Origin of the sequence: Ensifer sp. MJa1 (assembly GCF_037026475.1) — a bacterium.
In the GTDB taxonomy this organism is placed as follows: domain Bacteria; phylum Pseudomonadota; class Alphaproteobacteria; order Rhizobiales; family Rhizobiaceae; genus Ensifer.
In genome coordinates, this window is sequence record NZ_JAKUMO010000003.1 from 1 (window position 1) to 14,009 (window position 14,009).

General features: G+C 62.4%; 14 protein-coding genes. 5 read left to right on the forward strand and 9 right to left on the reverse strand.

Going from position 1 to position 14,009, the window contains the following annotated elements; translation table 11 throughout:
• Nucleotides 1-146: 146 nt before the first annotated feature.
• Both ndk and MKZ91_RS05110 read right to left on the reverse strand, forming a co-directional pair.
• On the reverse strand, nt 147-569 hold the full coding sequence (gene ndk / locus MKZ91_RS05105; RefSeq protein WP_034803877.1) for a nucleoside-diphosphate kinase: 423 nt from the start codon (nt 567-569) through the stop codon (nt 147-149).
• 101 nt (nt 570-670) lie between these two features.
• Nucleotides 671-1,360, reverse strand: coding sequence for a glutathione S-transferase family protein (locus MKZ91_RS05110; protein WP_336168647.1), 690 nt, complete (start codon nt 1,358-1,360; stop codon nt 671-673).
• Nucleotides 1,361-1,493: 133 nt separating this feature from the next.
• Between MKZ91_RS05110 and MKZ91_RS05115 the strand changes: the two genes are divergently transcribed.
• Nucleotides 1,494-2,003: a DinB family protein gene (locus MKZ91_RS05115; RefSeq protein WP_336168648.1), complete on the forward strand. Its 510-nt coding sequence runs from the start codon at nt 1,494-1,496 to the stop codon at nt 2,001-2,003.
• On the opposite strand, the gene MKZ91_RS05120 is transcribed toward MKZ91_RS05115, so the two are convergent.
• Nucleotides 1,989-4,589 carry an AMP-binding protein gene (locus MKZ91_RS05120; protein ID WP_336168650.1) on the reverse strand — a complete coding sequence of 867 codons (2,601 nt, stop codon included), beginning with the start codon at nt 4,587-4,589 and terminating at the stop codon, nt 1,989-1,991. The genes MKZ91_RS05115 and MKZ91_RS05120 overlap by 15 nt on opposite strands.
• A 282-nt stretch (nt 4,590-4,871) precedes the next feature.
• On the opposite strand from MKZ91_RS05120, the gene MKZ91_RS05125 reads away from it, so the two are divergent.
• Entirely contained in the window at nt 4,872-5,951 is a 1,080-nt protein-coding gene (locus MKZ91_RS05125; RefSeq protein WP_336168652.1) for a GGDEF domain-containing protein, read from the forward strand.
• Nucleotides 5,952-6,069: 118 nt separating this feature from the next.
• Here the strand turns inward: MKZ91_RS05125 and MKZ91_RS05130 are convergent, their stop codons facing one another.
• The 3 genes from MKZ91_RS05130 to MKZ91_RS05140 form a co-directional block, all read right to left on the reverse strand.
• On the reverse strand, nt 6,070-6,522 hold the full coding sequence (locus MKZ91_RS05130; RefSeq protein WP_336168653.1) for a MarR family winged helix-turn-helix transcriptional regulator: 453 nt from the start codon (nt 6,520-6,522) through the stop codon (nt 6,070-6,072).
• An 88-nt stretch (nt 6,523-6,610) separates the two neighbouring features.
• Nucleotides 6,611-6,877, reverse strand: coding sequence for a hypothetical protein (locus MKZ91_RS05135; RefSeq protein ID WP_336168654.1), 267 nt, complete (start codon nt 6,875-6,877; stop codon nt 6,611-6,613).
• A 147-nt stretch (nt 6,878-7,024) separates the two neighbouring features.
• Complete coding sequence (locus MKZ91_RS05140; RefSeq protein ID WP_336168656.1) at nt 7,025-7,312, reverse strand: hypothetical protein; 288 nt, start codon at nt 7,310-7,312, stop codon at nt 7,025-7,027.
• Between the two features lie 332 nt (nt 7,313-7,644).
• On the opposite strand from MKZ91_RS05140, the gene MKZ91_RS05145 reads away from it, so the two are divergent.
• A complete protein-coding gene (locus MKZ91_RS05145; RefSeq protein WP_336168657.1) occupies nt 7,645-9,534 on the forward strand; it encodes an ABC-F family ATP-binding cassette domain-containing protein in 1,890 nt (629 codons plus the stop codon).
• A gap of 71 nt (nt 9,535-9,605) precedes the next feature.
• Here the strand turns inward: MKZ91_RS05145 and MKZ91_RS05150 are convergent, their stop codons facing one another.
• On the reverse strand, nt 9,606-10,448 hold the full coding sequence (locus MKZ91_RS05150; protein WP_336168659.1) for a GNAT family N-acetyltransferase: 843 nt from the start codon (nt 10,446-10,448) through the stop codon (nt 9,606-9,608).
• A 223-nt stretch (nt 10,449-10,671) separates the two neighbouring features.
• Between MKZ91_RS05150 and MKZ91_RS05155 the strand changes: the two genes are divergently transcribed.
• Nucleotides 10,672-11,598, forward strand: a complete 927-nt coding sequence (locus tag MKZ91_RS05155) for a Gfo/Idh/MocA family protein (protein ID WP_336168662.1) — start codon at nt 10,672-10,674, stop codon at nt 11,596-11,598.
• 75 nt (nt 11,599-11,673) lie between these two features.
• On the opposite strand, the gene MKZ91_RS05160 is transcribed toward MKZ91_RS05155, so the two are convergent.
• Together MKZ91_RS05160 and MKZ91_RS05165 are read right to left on the reverse strand one after the other, a co-directional pair.
• A complete protein-coding gene (locus MKZ91_RS05160) occupies nt 11,674-12,123 on the reverse strand; it encodes a DNA polymerase III subunit chi (protein WP_336168663.1) in 450 nt (149 codons plus the stop codon).
• A 41-nt stretch (nt 12,124-12,164) separates the two neighbouring features.
• Nucleotides 12,165-13,658: a leucyl aminopeptidase gene (locus MKZ91_RS05165; RefSeq protein WP_336168665.1), complete on the reverse strand. Its 1,494-nt coding sequence runs from the start codon at nt 13,656-13,658 to the stop codon at nt 12,165-12,167.
• A gap of 128 nt (nt 13,659-13,786) precedes the next feature.
• Between MKZ91_RS05165 and MKZ91_RS05170 the strand changes: the two genes are divergently transcribed.
• Nucleotides 13,787-13,978, forward strand: coding sequence for a hypothetical protein (locus MKZ91_RS05170; RefSeq protein WP_336168667.1), 192 nt, complete (start codon nt 13,787-13,789; stop codon nt 13,976-13,978).
• The last annotated feature ends 31 nt before the right edge of the window (nt 13,979-14,009 follow it).

Consider the following 14,009-nt stretch of genomic DNA (forward strand, 5'->3'; position numbering starts at 1 on the left):
ACAGCCCGAACAAAAATGCCTGCCACAAAAACAAAAACCCGCCGAAAATATCGACGGGTTTGTCAGCGGTCTGAGCCGGAGCGTTTCCGCTCCGGCTCAGATCCTTCTCAATTCAAGCCGTTATGGCTCGAACCGAAGATTTTGAATCAGCCGACGATCTCGGTGCCCGAGAACCAGTAGGCGATTTCTTCGGCAGCGGTTTCCGGAGCGTCCGAACCGTGAACGGAGTTTTCGCCGATCGAGAGAGCGTGCACCTTGCGGATCGTGCCTTCGTCAGCGTTTGCCGGGTTGGTGGCGCCCATGACTTCGCGGTTCTTGGCAATGGCGTTTTCGCCTTCGAGAACCTGAACGATGGTCGGGCCGGAAGACATGAACTCGACGAGTTCGCCGAAGAACGGACGTTCCTTGTGAACGGCGTAGAAGCCTTCAGCTTCGCGGCGGCTCATCCAGACGCGCTTGGAAGCGACGACGCGCAGGCCGGCATCTTCGAGCATCTTGGTGATGGCGCCGGTCAGGTTGCGCTTGGTCGCATCCGGCTTGATCATCGAGAAGGTACGTTCAATAGCCATTGGCTCAATCCCTTGTTTCTTGGAAAGTGGCGGTTCATTAGCCGCCAATCCCGCGCAAAACAAGAGGCCCCACCGATGATTCGGCTTGCGCCAGGCGGGTTTCACGCAGCCGTCACACTCCGGCCGAGCCCATCGTGCAGGTCGAGGCAGCGCGCGAACCAGTCGGCCACGGGATCGCCTGATTGGAGCAGACGCTGCGGCGAAACGATGCGCGCCCACTGGAACGCACCGAAGACGATGTAATCAGTGAAAAGTGGTGACATACCGCCCAGGAAGGCCTGGGACTTCAGCATATGGCGCAATGGCTCGAGCTTTTCCGACAGGCTTTCGAGAGCAGCCGCGCCGCTTTCGGCCACCGCTTCGAGCGACGTGCCGAAGCGTTTTTCGCGGCTCTGCCGGAAATAGGCCTGGTCGACCGGTTCGAGACGTTCGTGAATATCCCGGATAATGATGCGGGTGATCGCGGGATGCAGGGTCGTCTGTGACCAGCCCTCGACGAAGCGGGCGATCCCCTTCGCCCCCTCGCCGGCAAACAATGGCGGTCGTTCCGGATAGGCCTCCTCCAGGTAGAGTGCAATGTCGAAGCTGTCCTTCACCAGCCGCTCGCCGTCCCGTAGCAGCGGCACCAGCCTGGTTGCGCCATCTTCGACCGCGGGGATCTCGGTAAAGCCGAGCGGCACGGTGTCGAAGTCCAGTTGCTTGTGAGCGAGCGACATCGCCGTCTTCCACACATGCGGCGAGAACGGGCGCGTCCTGTCGGCACCGCAAAGCGAATAGAGCTTCCTCGTCATTTGAACTCCCGGTCAATTGTTGCCCCTGTTGAACGACAAAGAGAAGCCACGATCAAATCAGTAAAATTCATGAGTGATATCAGCCCCTGAAATGCGGATCCGCGCTAGGGTCGCCCCCAAAAGGAGACTATCGATGCACGACCATTTTCGCATGTTTGCCGACTACAACCGCTGGGCAAACCGCCACGTCTATCGCGCTGCTGCCGAACTGAGCGAGGCCGAGCTACAGGAAAGCCGGGGCGCCTTCTTCGGCTCGTTGCTGGCCACCCTCAACCATATCCTTGTCGCCGACCGGGTCTGGATGAAGCGCTTCACACGCAAGGGCGACGCGCCGACAGCCCTCGACACGATCCTTCATCACGATCTTGCGAGCCTCACCGACGCGCGGGCCGCCGAAGACGAGCGCATCATCGAATGGATCGACGGCTTGAACGATGAAAGGATTGGCGCCGAACTGACCTACACCCCCCTCAGCAACCCGGTCGAGATCAGGCAGAGGCTCGGGCCGACACTTGCGCATTTCTTCAACCACCAGACCCACCATCGCGGCCAGGCCCATGCGACGCTGACAGCCCTCGGGCGCCCGTCCCTGACGCTGGATCTGGCGTATTTCCTGCGAGGCGAAGGGCTACATTGGGCGTAGCGGGAAGCGCGATGCGCCGAGACCAATCGATCGGAGCGGGCGCGCCTCGCGCTCGCGCCACGCGGTCAGCTTTTTCAGAAGAAGGCGCTGAGCGAGCCAGGCGGCAAGGCCAAATGCCACGCCGCCGGCGATGGAAAGTACGGAGAAGACGACAGGCGACACCAGCGGCTGCAAAGGCACCATCAGCAGTTCCGGCACGAAGCGGTGCAGGATGTAGATGTGAAAACCTGCTGCCGAAAGCGGCAGGATCAGTTGCGCGCCCCATCGGGGAACCGTGATACGCGGCAGATAGAGCAGCGCCGCAAGGACCGCGACCTGCAGCAGGTATTTGATCTTCGTGCCGATCCAGACACCTTCATAGAGGCCGAAGAACAAAAAGGCGCCCGTTCCTGTCACCAGCAACACAAACCTCTGCCTTGCAGTCTCGGCCACGGCCGCGCACCAGCCGATGACGGCGAGGTAGAAGATCCAGGGCAGCGTGAAGATCTGGCGATTGCCGATCTGCCAGAGCAGCGGCAGCGCAAGCCTTGACGCGAGAGCGACCAAAAGCAGCGTCATGCCGGCGGCAAAGGGTTTGGCCGAAACGAACCTTCGGAGTTGCGGGACCGCAAACAGGCCTGCGAAAACCAGCATCATCTGGCAATAGGCTTCGATGAACCAGTAGAGATACGGCACCATGTCATGCGTTTCAGGCAGAGCCAGGCCAAAGTTACCGACGAGGAATACCGAGGCCCAGGGCACTTCGCCCCAGACGACCGTGTAAGCCGCAACGATGAGATAGTAGGGTACGAGGATCTGCACCAGCGGACGCAGGACCGCCAGGCTGTCGCCGGAAAGCAACGGCCCCATCTGGAAACGCGCGAGACTGAAGCCGGCCAGAATGACCATCGCCGCCGATCCACCCGGAAGCGGCCACAGGGTTTCGTGGTGCAGCACGACGAGAAGGATGGCCAGTACCCGAATGACGAGGTCCGTGCCGATCCGCCGCGTGGCGGATTCACGACGCTGTACAGCCGAAAGCTCCGCTATCGACAGCGTCGCCCAGGCCTCCGGTACATCGCCTAGCGCCTTTTCCAGACCGACCGAGAGCTGAACGAAGCGCAAGGAGTCGCCGCCGAGCGAAACGAAACTGTCGGAGCGCTTGACCTTCTTCGGATAGAAGACCTGGGCGAAGAGATTTTCGACGCCGCCATCGTCGTCGTCATCGCTGGCTGCTGACTGGCGGGCGGCCATGTTGAGGGCGTTGTAGTCGACCTTGCCGCTGGCAAGCCGGGGTATCTCAGCAAGCGACGTCGCCTTCAGGTGGGCGAGCGTCAGGCCACTCTCCTTTGCCAGAATGCGCCTGATATCATCGGCCTTGCGGCCGCCGGAATAGAAGGCATGCAGCCCGGCGTCGTCACCGACCACCGCCGCGGCGATGCCGCGCTTTTCCAACGCCGCCTCCAACGCGTCGTGGGCGATTCTGAGGCCGGCAATCTTCGAAAAGCGCTTCATGCGGGCGACAATCTGGAACAGGCCGTCCGCATGGCGCATTGCGAGATCGCCGGTGCGAAGTTCGGTCAGGTCGGCGCCGCGCCCGAGGTCGGCACGCGAGGCGGCATAGCCCATCATCACGTTCGGGCCACGATAGACGAGTTCGCCAGCCACGCCCGTCTTGTCGATGGGCTGCCCTGCCTCACTCTTGATTGCCAGGCTGCCACCAGGGATCGCGATACCGATCCGGTCCTCATTGCCGGCGAGCTTCGCCGGAGGCACATAGGCAATGCGCGCGGTCGCCTCCGTCTGTCCGTACATGGCAAAAAACGCAGCACCCTGCGCCCGCAGATGGTCGTTGTAGTGCCGGATGACATCGCGGCTCGACCGACCGCCGGCGACCGTCATGAAACGCAGGCGCGGAAACCGGCGCTCGCGAAACCCGATCTTCTCCAGCAACTCGAAGGAGTAAGGCACGCCGGAGAGATTGGTGCTTTCGCTGGCTGCGAAGCCGTCGAGAAAGCCCGCATCAAGGATCGAGCCGCCCGGGATGTAGAGGCTGGCACCGACCGAGAGATGGGCGTTCAGGACCGACAGGCCATAGGAATAATGAAGTGGCAGGATGAGACATGCGCGATCATCCGCCGTCAAACCCAGATACTGGGAGATCGATGCGGCGTTGGCCGACACGTTCTGTCGTGAGAGCCGCACCGCCTTGCCATTGCCGGTGCTGCCCGAGGTCGAGAGCATCAGCGCGAGATCGGGATGCGGCTCCTGGCCACCGTCCTGAAGGTATTCGGTGCGCCAGCGGCCGTCGATCCGGCGGAAGGCGTAGTCGGGATCGAAGGCATCGGTCCATGAACCGGTCGAGCCACTCTTCGGCGCCTGCATCGCCACGGCATGGCCAGCCTTCAGCGCGGCGAGATAGGCGACGATCGCATGTTCACAGAGCTCGGCCTCCAGCGACACCAAGCCGCGCGGTCCGGCAAAGGCAAGCGCCTGGCGGGCGACGCGCTCACTCAGTTCACGGTAGCTGACGATCGGTCTTCCGGGCACGACCAGCGCCGGCCGATCGCCCCAGGTCTCAAGATCGTCAATGAACGAGAGGGACATCGCAAAACCATCGCTGTTGCCTCGGGCCCCCGCCCGATTAGCACGGCGGCTTATAATTGATGACTAAAGTCGTCAAGTATAAACGTGGCCTAAAACAACTGCGAGGGCCAAGGTTCGCGATGCGGGGTTGCGTCCGCCGGCCTGGGGTAGATTTCAGCAACCATACCGGGAAGCGCTCGGCCAGCCGGCGAAATCTTCAGACTCCCTTAAATGCGGTCTTCCCATAGTGGCACGAGATTGAAAGCAGACATCCGTCTGCCAGACACCGGGGACCACAACAGAATGACCATGCAAGTTCCGGCGGACGCCGGCCGGTCGCAGGCACGGCAGGCGGCAATCATTCTGAAAGTGGCGCAGTCGATGTCAGCGCACGGCATTGCCGCGCTGCCCCGCAACTACGAGCTCTTCTACGAAGCGCTCTCTGGCCGTCTGCCTCAGCTTGCCCGTGAGCTTTCAGCCCTCGGCCAGAACCCCGAGCAGGACGCATTGGATGCGCTCGGCCTCAAGCATCACCTCATCGCGCACGCAGCGCTGGCAGCCGACCGGGCAAGGGCGGCAGCCCAGCAAGCACTTGCCGATGCGGCAAGCAGGCTCAAGAACGCGCGCGCACAGCGGCATGCGTTCAAGGACGAACTCGACCATTTTGCGGCTCGGCTCGCCACAGATCCGGTCGCCTCACTGTCGGAATTCGCCGATGACGCAGCACGACTGCGCGATGCGGCAGGCCGGTTGATGAACGAAGAGGGTGTGCTGCAGCTGGCGCTGGAGAGCAGTGTGCACCGCTTCTGCGACCTCGAGGGCGATTTTGCCGAAAGCCGCCGGCCGTTGACGCGCGATCCCGCGACCGGGCTTCCGAACCGCCTGGCCTTGACGGCCAAGCTCGACACCGTCCTCGAAACCGAGCGCCTCGACCAGCCGCTAGCCTTGTTCGTCGCCTCGGTTGAAGGGCTGCGCGAGATCGCCGACCGACATGGCGGTGCGATTGCAGCCAAAGCGCTTGCCAAATTGTCCGCGCTTTTCCGCAAGTCGGTCAAGAAGAACGATTTCGTCGCTCGCATCGGTCAACAGGACTTCGCGTTCCTCTGCCGCGACGTCAGCGGCGAAAACGCCGAGGCCATCGCCCGGCGCCTCAGGCAATCGGTGGAAGAACTGCGTATACCCCTGCCCGACCGCGCGCATACGGCAGAAACGCTCTCGCTTGCAGCCGGCATCACCGTCGCGCACGCGGCGTCGACGAGTGCCGAACTGTTGGGTCAGGCAGAGCTGGCGCTTGCCGGCGCCCGCGGCGGCAACGGCATCCTCAGCTATTCGGCGGCGCTCAGCCGGAACTTGGCGAAGACCTACGGCCACCACGCCGCCTAGAGCATCCTGCTCTCAAGTGGAATCACTTGAGGCAGAAAGATGCTCTAGAATCAAAGTGCTAGAGCGTCCTTAGTGCGTTCATATGAACGCACGGCGCTCCAACGCGCCAGAGCGTCTATCAGGCGGCTTCCGGCTGGCGGCCGTCATCGATCTCCGACGCCTTCTCACGAAGACAGCCAAGCAGGCGAAAAAGTTCATTGCGCTCGCAGTCGTTGAGCGCCGAAAACAACTCATCAAGCGTGCGATGACGCGGCAGCAGAGCCGCCTCCAGCGCCTGGCGGCCACGATCCGTAACAGAGATGATCTTGGCCCGGCGATCTTCCGGGTCCGGTTCACGCACGACCATGCCATCCCGTTCAAGGCCGTCGATCGCCTCGGTAACAGTCCTCGCCGCAAAACCAAGCGCCGAGGCGATATCCGCGCAGCGACACGGGCCAAGCGTGCTCAGGTAGAACAGGAACTTGCTGCGCGCGAGCGAGACGCCCTCTTCGGACATAGACGTGTTCACCAGGCGATGAACGCAGTGGTAGAGGTCGAAGAGCCGCTCGGCGACTTCGATTTTTTCTGTCATGGCAATTTACCTCATTGGCATCGCCAAAACGAAACAACCCGGCCCCGCATGGCGGGACCGGGTTGCTCGGTCAACCGTCTGGCGTGACTTACTGGTTGTTTTCACCGTCCTTGGCGTGACCGGCTGTGATCGCGCCGGTTGCCGTCGCATCGATGGATCGATTGCCCATGGCGGCGTCATAGTCACCAAGGCCCGCAGAGCTTGCAGACACACCTGTCCCCGCGGAGGCCTCGGCATGGGCCATGAAGCGCGGCACGAAGCGCGCGTTCTCGTGGCTGTTACCGCCGGCGACAGCGGCAGATGCAGCGCCAACCACGGCGGTCGCGACGAGCGCCGCGGCAATCGACTTCTTCATAAATCTGTTCCTTGGTGGAGATGGGATGTCGTCGGAGGCTGTGCCCTCATGGGCGCCCAGCGGGCCGTGTCATAAACGCACGACGAGGATCGATCAAATCCCTTGAAATGGGGTGCGGATGAAGACCCGCACCCCTGCTCATCGCACTTAGCGCGAAAGGCCCTGGTAATATTCGCCCTCGCCGCCTTGCACCGGCTTCGGAGCTACGCCGTAGTTCACGATCGAACCGGTGCTGTTGCGATCGACATACCCGGCTTCCGAGCTGCCGATGGTAAAGGACGACTTGCCGGTGACGGCAGGCGTGCGCTCGGTGTAAAGCGGCGTCGGGCTGGCGCCTTCGTAGTAGCTGCCACCAGCGAAGGCGGCAGAAGCGCCGCCAAAGATGGCGGTGGCAACGAGAGCGGCGGAAAGAGCGGTCTGGATTGCAGTTTTCATGGTCTTCACTCCTGGGAGGCTTGTTCGTTTGAACAAGGTTTCAGCTAAAATCTAAATCGTCTGTGGCCGGATCAGTTGTCCCTCGGAACGCGGGGCCTCTTGCCAATGGCGTTCAGTCAACTGAGGCGGTCGGAAGAGCGCTCTCCGCCCTTCCGTTTATGAGATGGTCCCTCACGATGAGGATGTGTAGTATCGATAGACGGAACGCCTTGTTCAAAAATCGATAACAATACCCCCTTGAAATCGAGACTGGACGTCGGATGGGTGCCGGGGCGAGTGCGGCCGGGGTCGCGCCTCTTGCCTTCCCGCTGAAGTCCGGGCAAAAGGCCGCAATGATCCAGATTTCCGGCCTTTCCGCCCGCATTGCGGGACGTCTCCTCATCGAAAACGCATCCGTGACGCTTCCGGCGGGCACGAAGGCAGGGCTCGTGGGCCGCAACGGAGCCGGCAAATCAACGCTGTTTCGCATCATCACCGGCGAACTTGCGTCCGAAGCCGGCAGCGTTTCGTTGCCGAAAAATGCCCGTATCGGCCAGGTGGCGCAGGAAGCGCCTGGCACCGAGGAGCCGCTGATCGAGATCGTGCTCAAGGCCGACAAGGAACGTTCGGCGCTGATCGCCGAGGCCGAAACCGCGACCGATCCGCATCGCATCGCCGAAATCCAGACGCGCCTTGCCGATATCGGCGCCCACTCGGCCGAAGCACGCGCCGCAAGCATTCTTGCCGGCCTCGGCTTCGATCACGAAGCCCAGCTTCGCCCCGCCTCGTCCTTCTCCGGCGGCTGGCGGATGCGCGTGGCTTTGGCCGGCGTTCTGTTTTCCGAGCCGGACCTGCTGCTGCTCGATGAGCCGACCAACTATCTCGACCTTGAAGGCACGCTCTGGCTCGAGGACTACATTCGCCGCTACCCGCACACGGTCATCATCATCAGTCACGACCGGGACCTGCTCAACACGGCGGTCAACGCCATCGTGCACCTGGACCAGAAGAAGCTGACCTTCTATCGCGGGCCCTACGACCAGTTCGAGCGGCAGAAGGCGGAAGCCGACGAACTGCAGATGAAGGCGAAAGCCAAGAACGACGCGGCGCGAAAGCACCTGCAGAGCTTCATCGACCGTTTCAAGGCCAAGGCGACCAAGGCGCGCCAGGCGCAAAGCCGCGTCAAGGCGCTGGAGCGCATGGGCACGATTGCGGCCGTGATCGAGGATCATGTCCAAGGGTTCTCCTTCCCAGATCCGGAGAAGGAAGCCGCCTCGCCGATCATCGCGGTCACCGGCGGCAGCGTCGGCTACGAGCCAGGCAAGCCGATCCTCAAGCGCCTTAACCTTCGCATCGACACCGACGACCGCATCGCGCTGCTCGGCTCGAACGGCAACGGCAAGTCGACCTTTGCCAAGTTCATCTCCGGACGCCTGGCGCCCGAGGCGGGTGAGCTGAAGATCGCGCCGAACCTGAAGGTCGGCTTCTTCGCCCAGCATCAGCTCGACGACCTCATCCCGACGCAAAGTGCCGTCGAGCACGTGCGCCGGCGCATGCCGGACGCACCGGAAGCCAAGGTGCGGTCTCGCGTGGCGCAGATGGGGCTTGCGACCGAAAAGATGGAAACGCCGGCCAAGGACCTCTCAGGCGGCGAAAAGGCGCGGCTGCTGATGGGCCTTGCCGCCTTCGAAGCGCCGAACCTGCTGATCCTCGACGAGCCAACCAACCATCTCGATATCGACAGCCGCAACGCGCTGATCACCGCACTCAACGACTATTCCGGCGCGGTGATCCTGATCTCGCACGATCGCCACCTGATCGAGGCGACCGCCGACCGGCTGTGGCTGGTGCGCGACGGAACGGTGACGAGCTATGACGGCGACCTGGAAGACTATCGCAGCCTGATCGTCGGCGGTCCGAAGCCGAAGGAAGACAAGATCAAGGTCCTGGGCGCTGATGACAATCTCTCCAAGGCCGACCAGCGCAAGGCCAACGCCGACAAGCGCGCGTCGCTGGCGCCACTGCGCAAGAAGATCAATGAAATCGAATCCTTGACCGGAAAACTGGAGAAACTGATTCAGGCACTTGATGTCGAATTGGCAGATCCGGCGCTCTACGAAAAGGCACCGGCAAAGGCGGCACAAAAGGCCAAGGAACGCTCCGACGCGGCAACGAAGCTTGCGCATGCCGAAGAGCAGTGGCTGGAACTCTCGGCCGAGTACGAAGAGGCGATGGCCGGCTGAGACGATGCGGCAGCCCAAGACGGTCCTGGGGCGCGGGCCTGTTGGCTCGCTCCATTCCAGCCGGGCGCGCTTCACCCGAGTTCGAAGGTCGTGATGCCGTAGATTCTGGCGAGTGGCAGATCCGGATCGGGGCCACGATACATGCGCGCCGTCTCGAACACCGGTCGCAGATTGTAGCGATCGCACAATGCCTTGGCCGAGGCGTTCGGCTCAGGGACATCGAGAAAGATCTCGCCACCGGCGGCGCTGGCCGCAAGCTTGCGAAAAATCAGGTCGGCGCCTGTCTCGTTGTTGGAAAAAAGCGGCCCAATCTTGAAGCCGGTGCGGCACGCCCGAATCGTCCCGTATCCACCGATCTGTCCGTCGCGCAGGAGCACCATGCTTCGGCGCCCGCCCGTATGCTTCAGCCATTCGCCGAGAAAGGCATCACGACGGGCGGGAACGAAACGGCGGTCGTAGTCGGCCAAAAGCGACATGTGCACCGGGGCAACATCGATCACGTCTGTGCCTGGCGGTTCGCTCGCATCGACGATGCCGCCGTAGCGGATGTTTGCGTGTGCGTAGGCAAATCCGGCCTTCTGATAATTCTCCTGCTGAGCGACCACGCCGTCCAAACCGATGATGCGCCCGCCGGCGGCAGACATGGCCTGCCGCCACAATTGCCGGCCGATTCCTCTTCCGCGATATTCGGGCCGGGTCATGAAGAAGCCGAGAAACGCATAGCTTTCGTCGTATCGAACCAGCGAGATCGCGCCGAGCGGCGCGTCCTGCCCCTCCATGATCCAGTAGCCACCAGGATCTGTCGCCCAGAAGGCTCCGGCATCGTCGAACCCGGGGTTCCATCCCTCCTCGGCCGCCCATTCGACGATGACATCGAGTTCGGCACGACTGGCGCGACGAATTTCATGCTGCATGGTCAACTCCTCGAAAACTCTCAATTCGCCCCGTCGCCGGCACGGTTGACGCGACGGCAGCGCACGTCCGATGGTAGAGCTAGTGCGGGCGCGCGCCCAGGGAATGACGCCAGGCCGATTTCCTTGCCGAGGGCGGCCCGGGCGGTTGTTCGGTGGCGCTTGCCCCGCTTGCGCAATCTGCTACAAGAACCGTCAATAAATCATACTAATCGAGCGAAACACCATGACCCCCATCAAAATTGCCCTTGTCGGCGTCGGCAAGATCGTTCGTGACCAGCATCTGCCGGCGATCGCCAAGAACAGCGACTACCAATTGATCGCCGCCGCAAGCCGGCACGGAACGGTCGATGGCATCGACAATTTCAAGTCGATCGAGGCGATGCTCGAAGCGGTGCCCGCAATCGACGCAGTTTCGCTCTGCATGCCGCCGCAGTATCGCTACGAAGCCGCGCGCGCCGCACTGGAAGCCGGCAAGCACGTCTTCCTGGAAAAGCCGCCCGGCGCGACGCTGAGCGAAGTCGCTGACCTGGAAGCGCTGGCAGCGGCAAAGGGGCTGTCGCTGTTTGCGAGCTGGCACTCCCGTTATGCGCCGGCGGTAGAAGCTGCAAAGACGTTCCTGTCGACGACGACGATCAACGACGTCAAGGTCATCTGGAAGGAGGATGTCAGGCACTGGCACCCGAACCAGGAGTGGATCTGGGCCGCAGGCGGCCTCGGCGTCTTCGATCCCGGTATCAACGCGCTCTCGATCGTGACCCACATCCTGCCGCGTCCGCTGTTCGTGACCTCGGCGGTTCTGGAATTCCCGGAAAATCGAGATGCACCGATCGCCGCCAGCATCACCTTCGCCGACGCCCGCAAGCTGCCGGTTTCCGCCGAGTTTGATTGGCGGCAGACCGGCAAGCAGAGCTGGGACATCGTCGCTCAAACGACGGCGGGCGAAATGGTCCTTTCGGAGGGCGGCTCCAAACTCGCCATCGACGGCAAGCTCGTTCACCAGGAGCCGGAGCAGGAGTATCCGATGCTCTACCGGCGCTTCGCCGAGATCATCAAGGCGCGCAAATCGGACGTCGATCTTGCGCCGTTGCGGCATGTTGCCGATGCCTTCATGCTCGGCAAGCGCAAGTTCGTCGAGGCGTTTCACGACTAAGCCGCTCAACGGCCCGAAGACAGCAAAGCCCGCAGCACATGCCGCGGGCTTTTTCATTGCAAAAATTGGGTCGGATCAGGCCTTCTTTTCCCAGCGCCCGTCTCGGTTCTGCTGCCAGTAGGTCAGGTTATGCCCCTCGCCTTTCAGCCGCTTCCAATGACTGCGCGCGCCTTCGAGTTGCTCCTGATCGTAACCGTCGAACATGAAGACGATACGCTCATAGACCGAAACCTCGGGCGGGCTGGCGCCATCAATGACAAAGCGGACCGTTGCCGCATTCGCATTGCTGTCGTCGGCCACCAGCAGCACCGGCTGGTCTGACGCGAACTCCTGGGCGTCCGTGCCATGCGGCAGAAAGCTCTCGTCCCGATAGACCCAAAGATGCGTATCGAGGGCGTCGCGCCGCTCGGCGCCGATCGTCTGGACGACGACACGCCAGCCGCGCTCGACGCTCTTGTCGAGCAGCGGCGGCAGCGCGTCTTCAAGTTTCGATTCCGTCAGGTGATAGAACAGGATCTCGGTCATGCCGATCTCTTGCCGCCTTTCATCTCGACAGGCAATGCCGCTCAGGACTCGTAGCTTGCGCGCACGAGTTCGTCGAGCAGCCGCACGCCAAAGCCCGATCCCCAGGACTGGTTGACCTCGTCGGTCGGCGCACCCATGGCGGTGCCGGCGATATCAAGATGCGCCCAGGGCGTATCCTTGACGAAGCGCTGCAGAAACTGCGCTGCCGTCACCGCGCCGCCGTGGCGACCGCCGGTGTTCTTCATGTCGGCGAACTTGCTGTCGATCATCTTGTCGTATTCCTTGCCGAGCGGCATGCGCCACAGCCGTTCGTGCGTCGCAATGCCAGCGGCCAGAAGCTGCCCGGCGAGGCGATCGTCGTTCGAAAACAGACCGGCGTGATGGGTCGCCAGCGCAACCATGATCGCGCCCGTCAGCGTTGCAAGATCGATCATCGCTTGCGGCTTGAAGCGGTCGTTGCAGTACCAGAGCGCATCACAAAGCACGAGGCGCCCCTCGGCGTCGGTGTTGATCACCTCGATCGTCTGGCCGGACATAGAGGTGACGATGTCACCCGGACGCTGGGCGCTGCCGTCGGGCATGTTTTCAACAAGGCCGATGATGCCGACGGCGTTGACCTTGGCTTCGCGGGCGGCGAGCACATGCATCAGGCCGGTGACCGCTGCAGCACCGCCCATGTCGCCCTTCATCTCTTCCATGCCGGCGGCGGGCTTGATCGAGATGCCACCGCTGTCGAAGACGACACCCTTGCCGATGAAGGCGAGTGGCCGTTCCTTGGACTTGCCGCCCTTCCACTGCATCACGACGAGGCGCGGCGGGCGGGTGGAGCCTTGAGCAACACCGAGCAGCGCACCCATGCCGAGCTTCTTCATTTCCTTCTCGGTGAGGATCTCGACCTCGACACCGAGCTTCTCCAACTCTTTCGCCTTGGCGGCAAACTCGACGGGGCCGAGCACGTTGGCCGGCTCGTTTACCAGATCGCGGGCCAGGAATACGCCCTGGCCGAGGGCTTCAGCCGTGGCAAACGCCTTCTTCGCAGCAATCACGGTGCCCGTGACGATCGTCACCTTGACCGGCTTACCGCCCGACTTCGCGTCGTCTTCGCCCTTCTTGGTCTTGTATCCGTCGAAGCTGTAGGCGTTCATCTCCATGCCGAGTGCAAAATCGGCCGCGGCCTTGCCGGTAACGTCGACGTCGGGCGCGTCGATGAAGACCGTCACCTTGTCGGCAGAGCCGAGCTTGGCTGCCACGGCGCCGCCGGCCTTCAGCCAGTCATGATCCGTCAGTGCGTCTGCTTCCCCGATGCCGAGCACGATGATTCGATCGGCCGGAGAGCCGTGGGGCGCGACGATGTCGAGCGTGGAGAACGCCTTGCCGCTGAACTTCTTCACCTTGGCTGCCTTTGCCACCACGCCTTCGGGATCGGCAACGTCGGCGCCAGCCGCCAATTGCCCTCCCGAGGCCTTCAAAAGCACGGCAACGCCGCCGCTTGGCCGGTGGGACTTGGCAAAAGTGAACTCGAACTTCATTGGCATGAAAAACTCCGGATAGGACGCGCCCATGCGCCGAACCCTGAAAATCAAGAAGGATCTTCATGAGAGCCGGCGCCAGGCGGAGTGATCGGGGCTGCACGACGCATCCAGACGACACGGCGGAGCCTGTGGTGGCCCGCCCTGTTACCGGGCGGTTACAGTGGAAAATATTCGCAACATTCGCCACCGTCAAAGCTGTGGTCGGCACCCTTCTCGCTTTTCAACCGCTTGGCAAGATGCCCCTGGATGTTTACATGCGGTTAACCGAGGTTCTTCGTCATAAATTATCCCTGCTGCTCCACGATCTGGGCAACATGGATTGAGCGGCGAGAACCGGCCTTCGGTTTGGCGGCA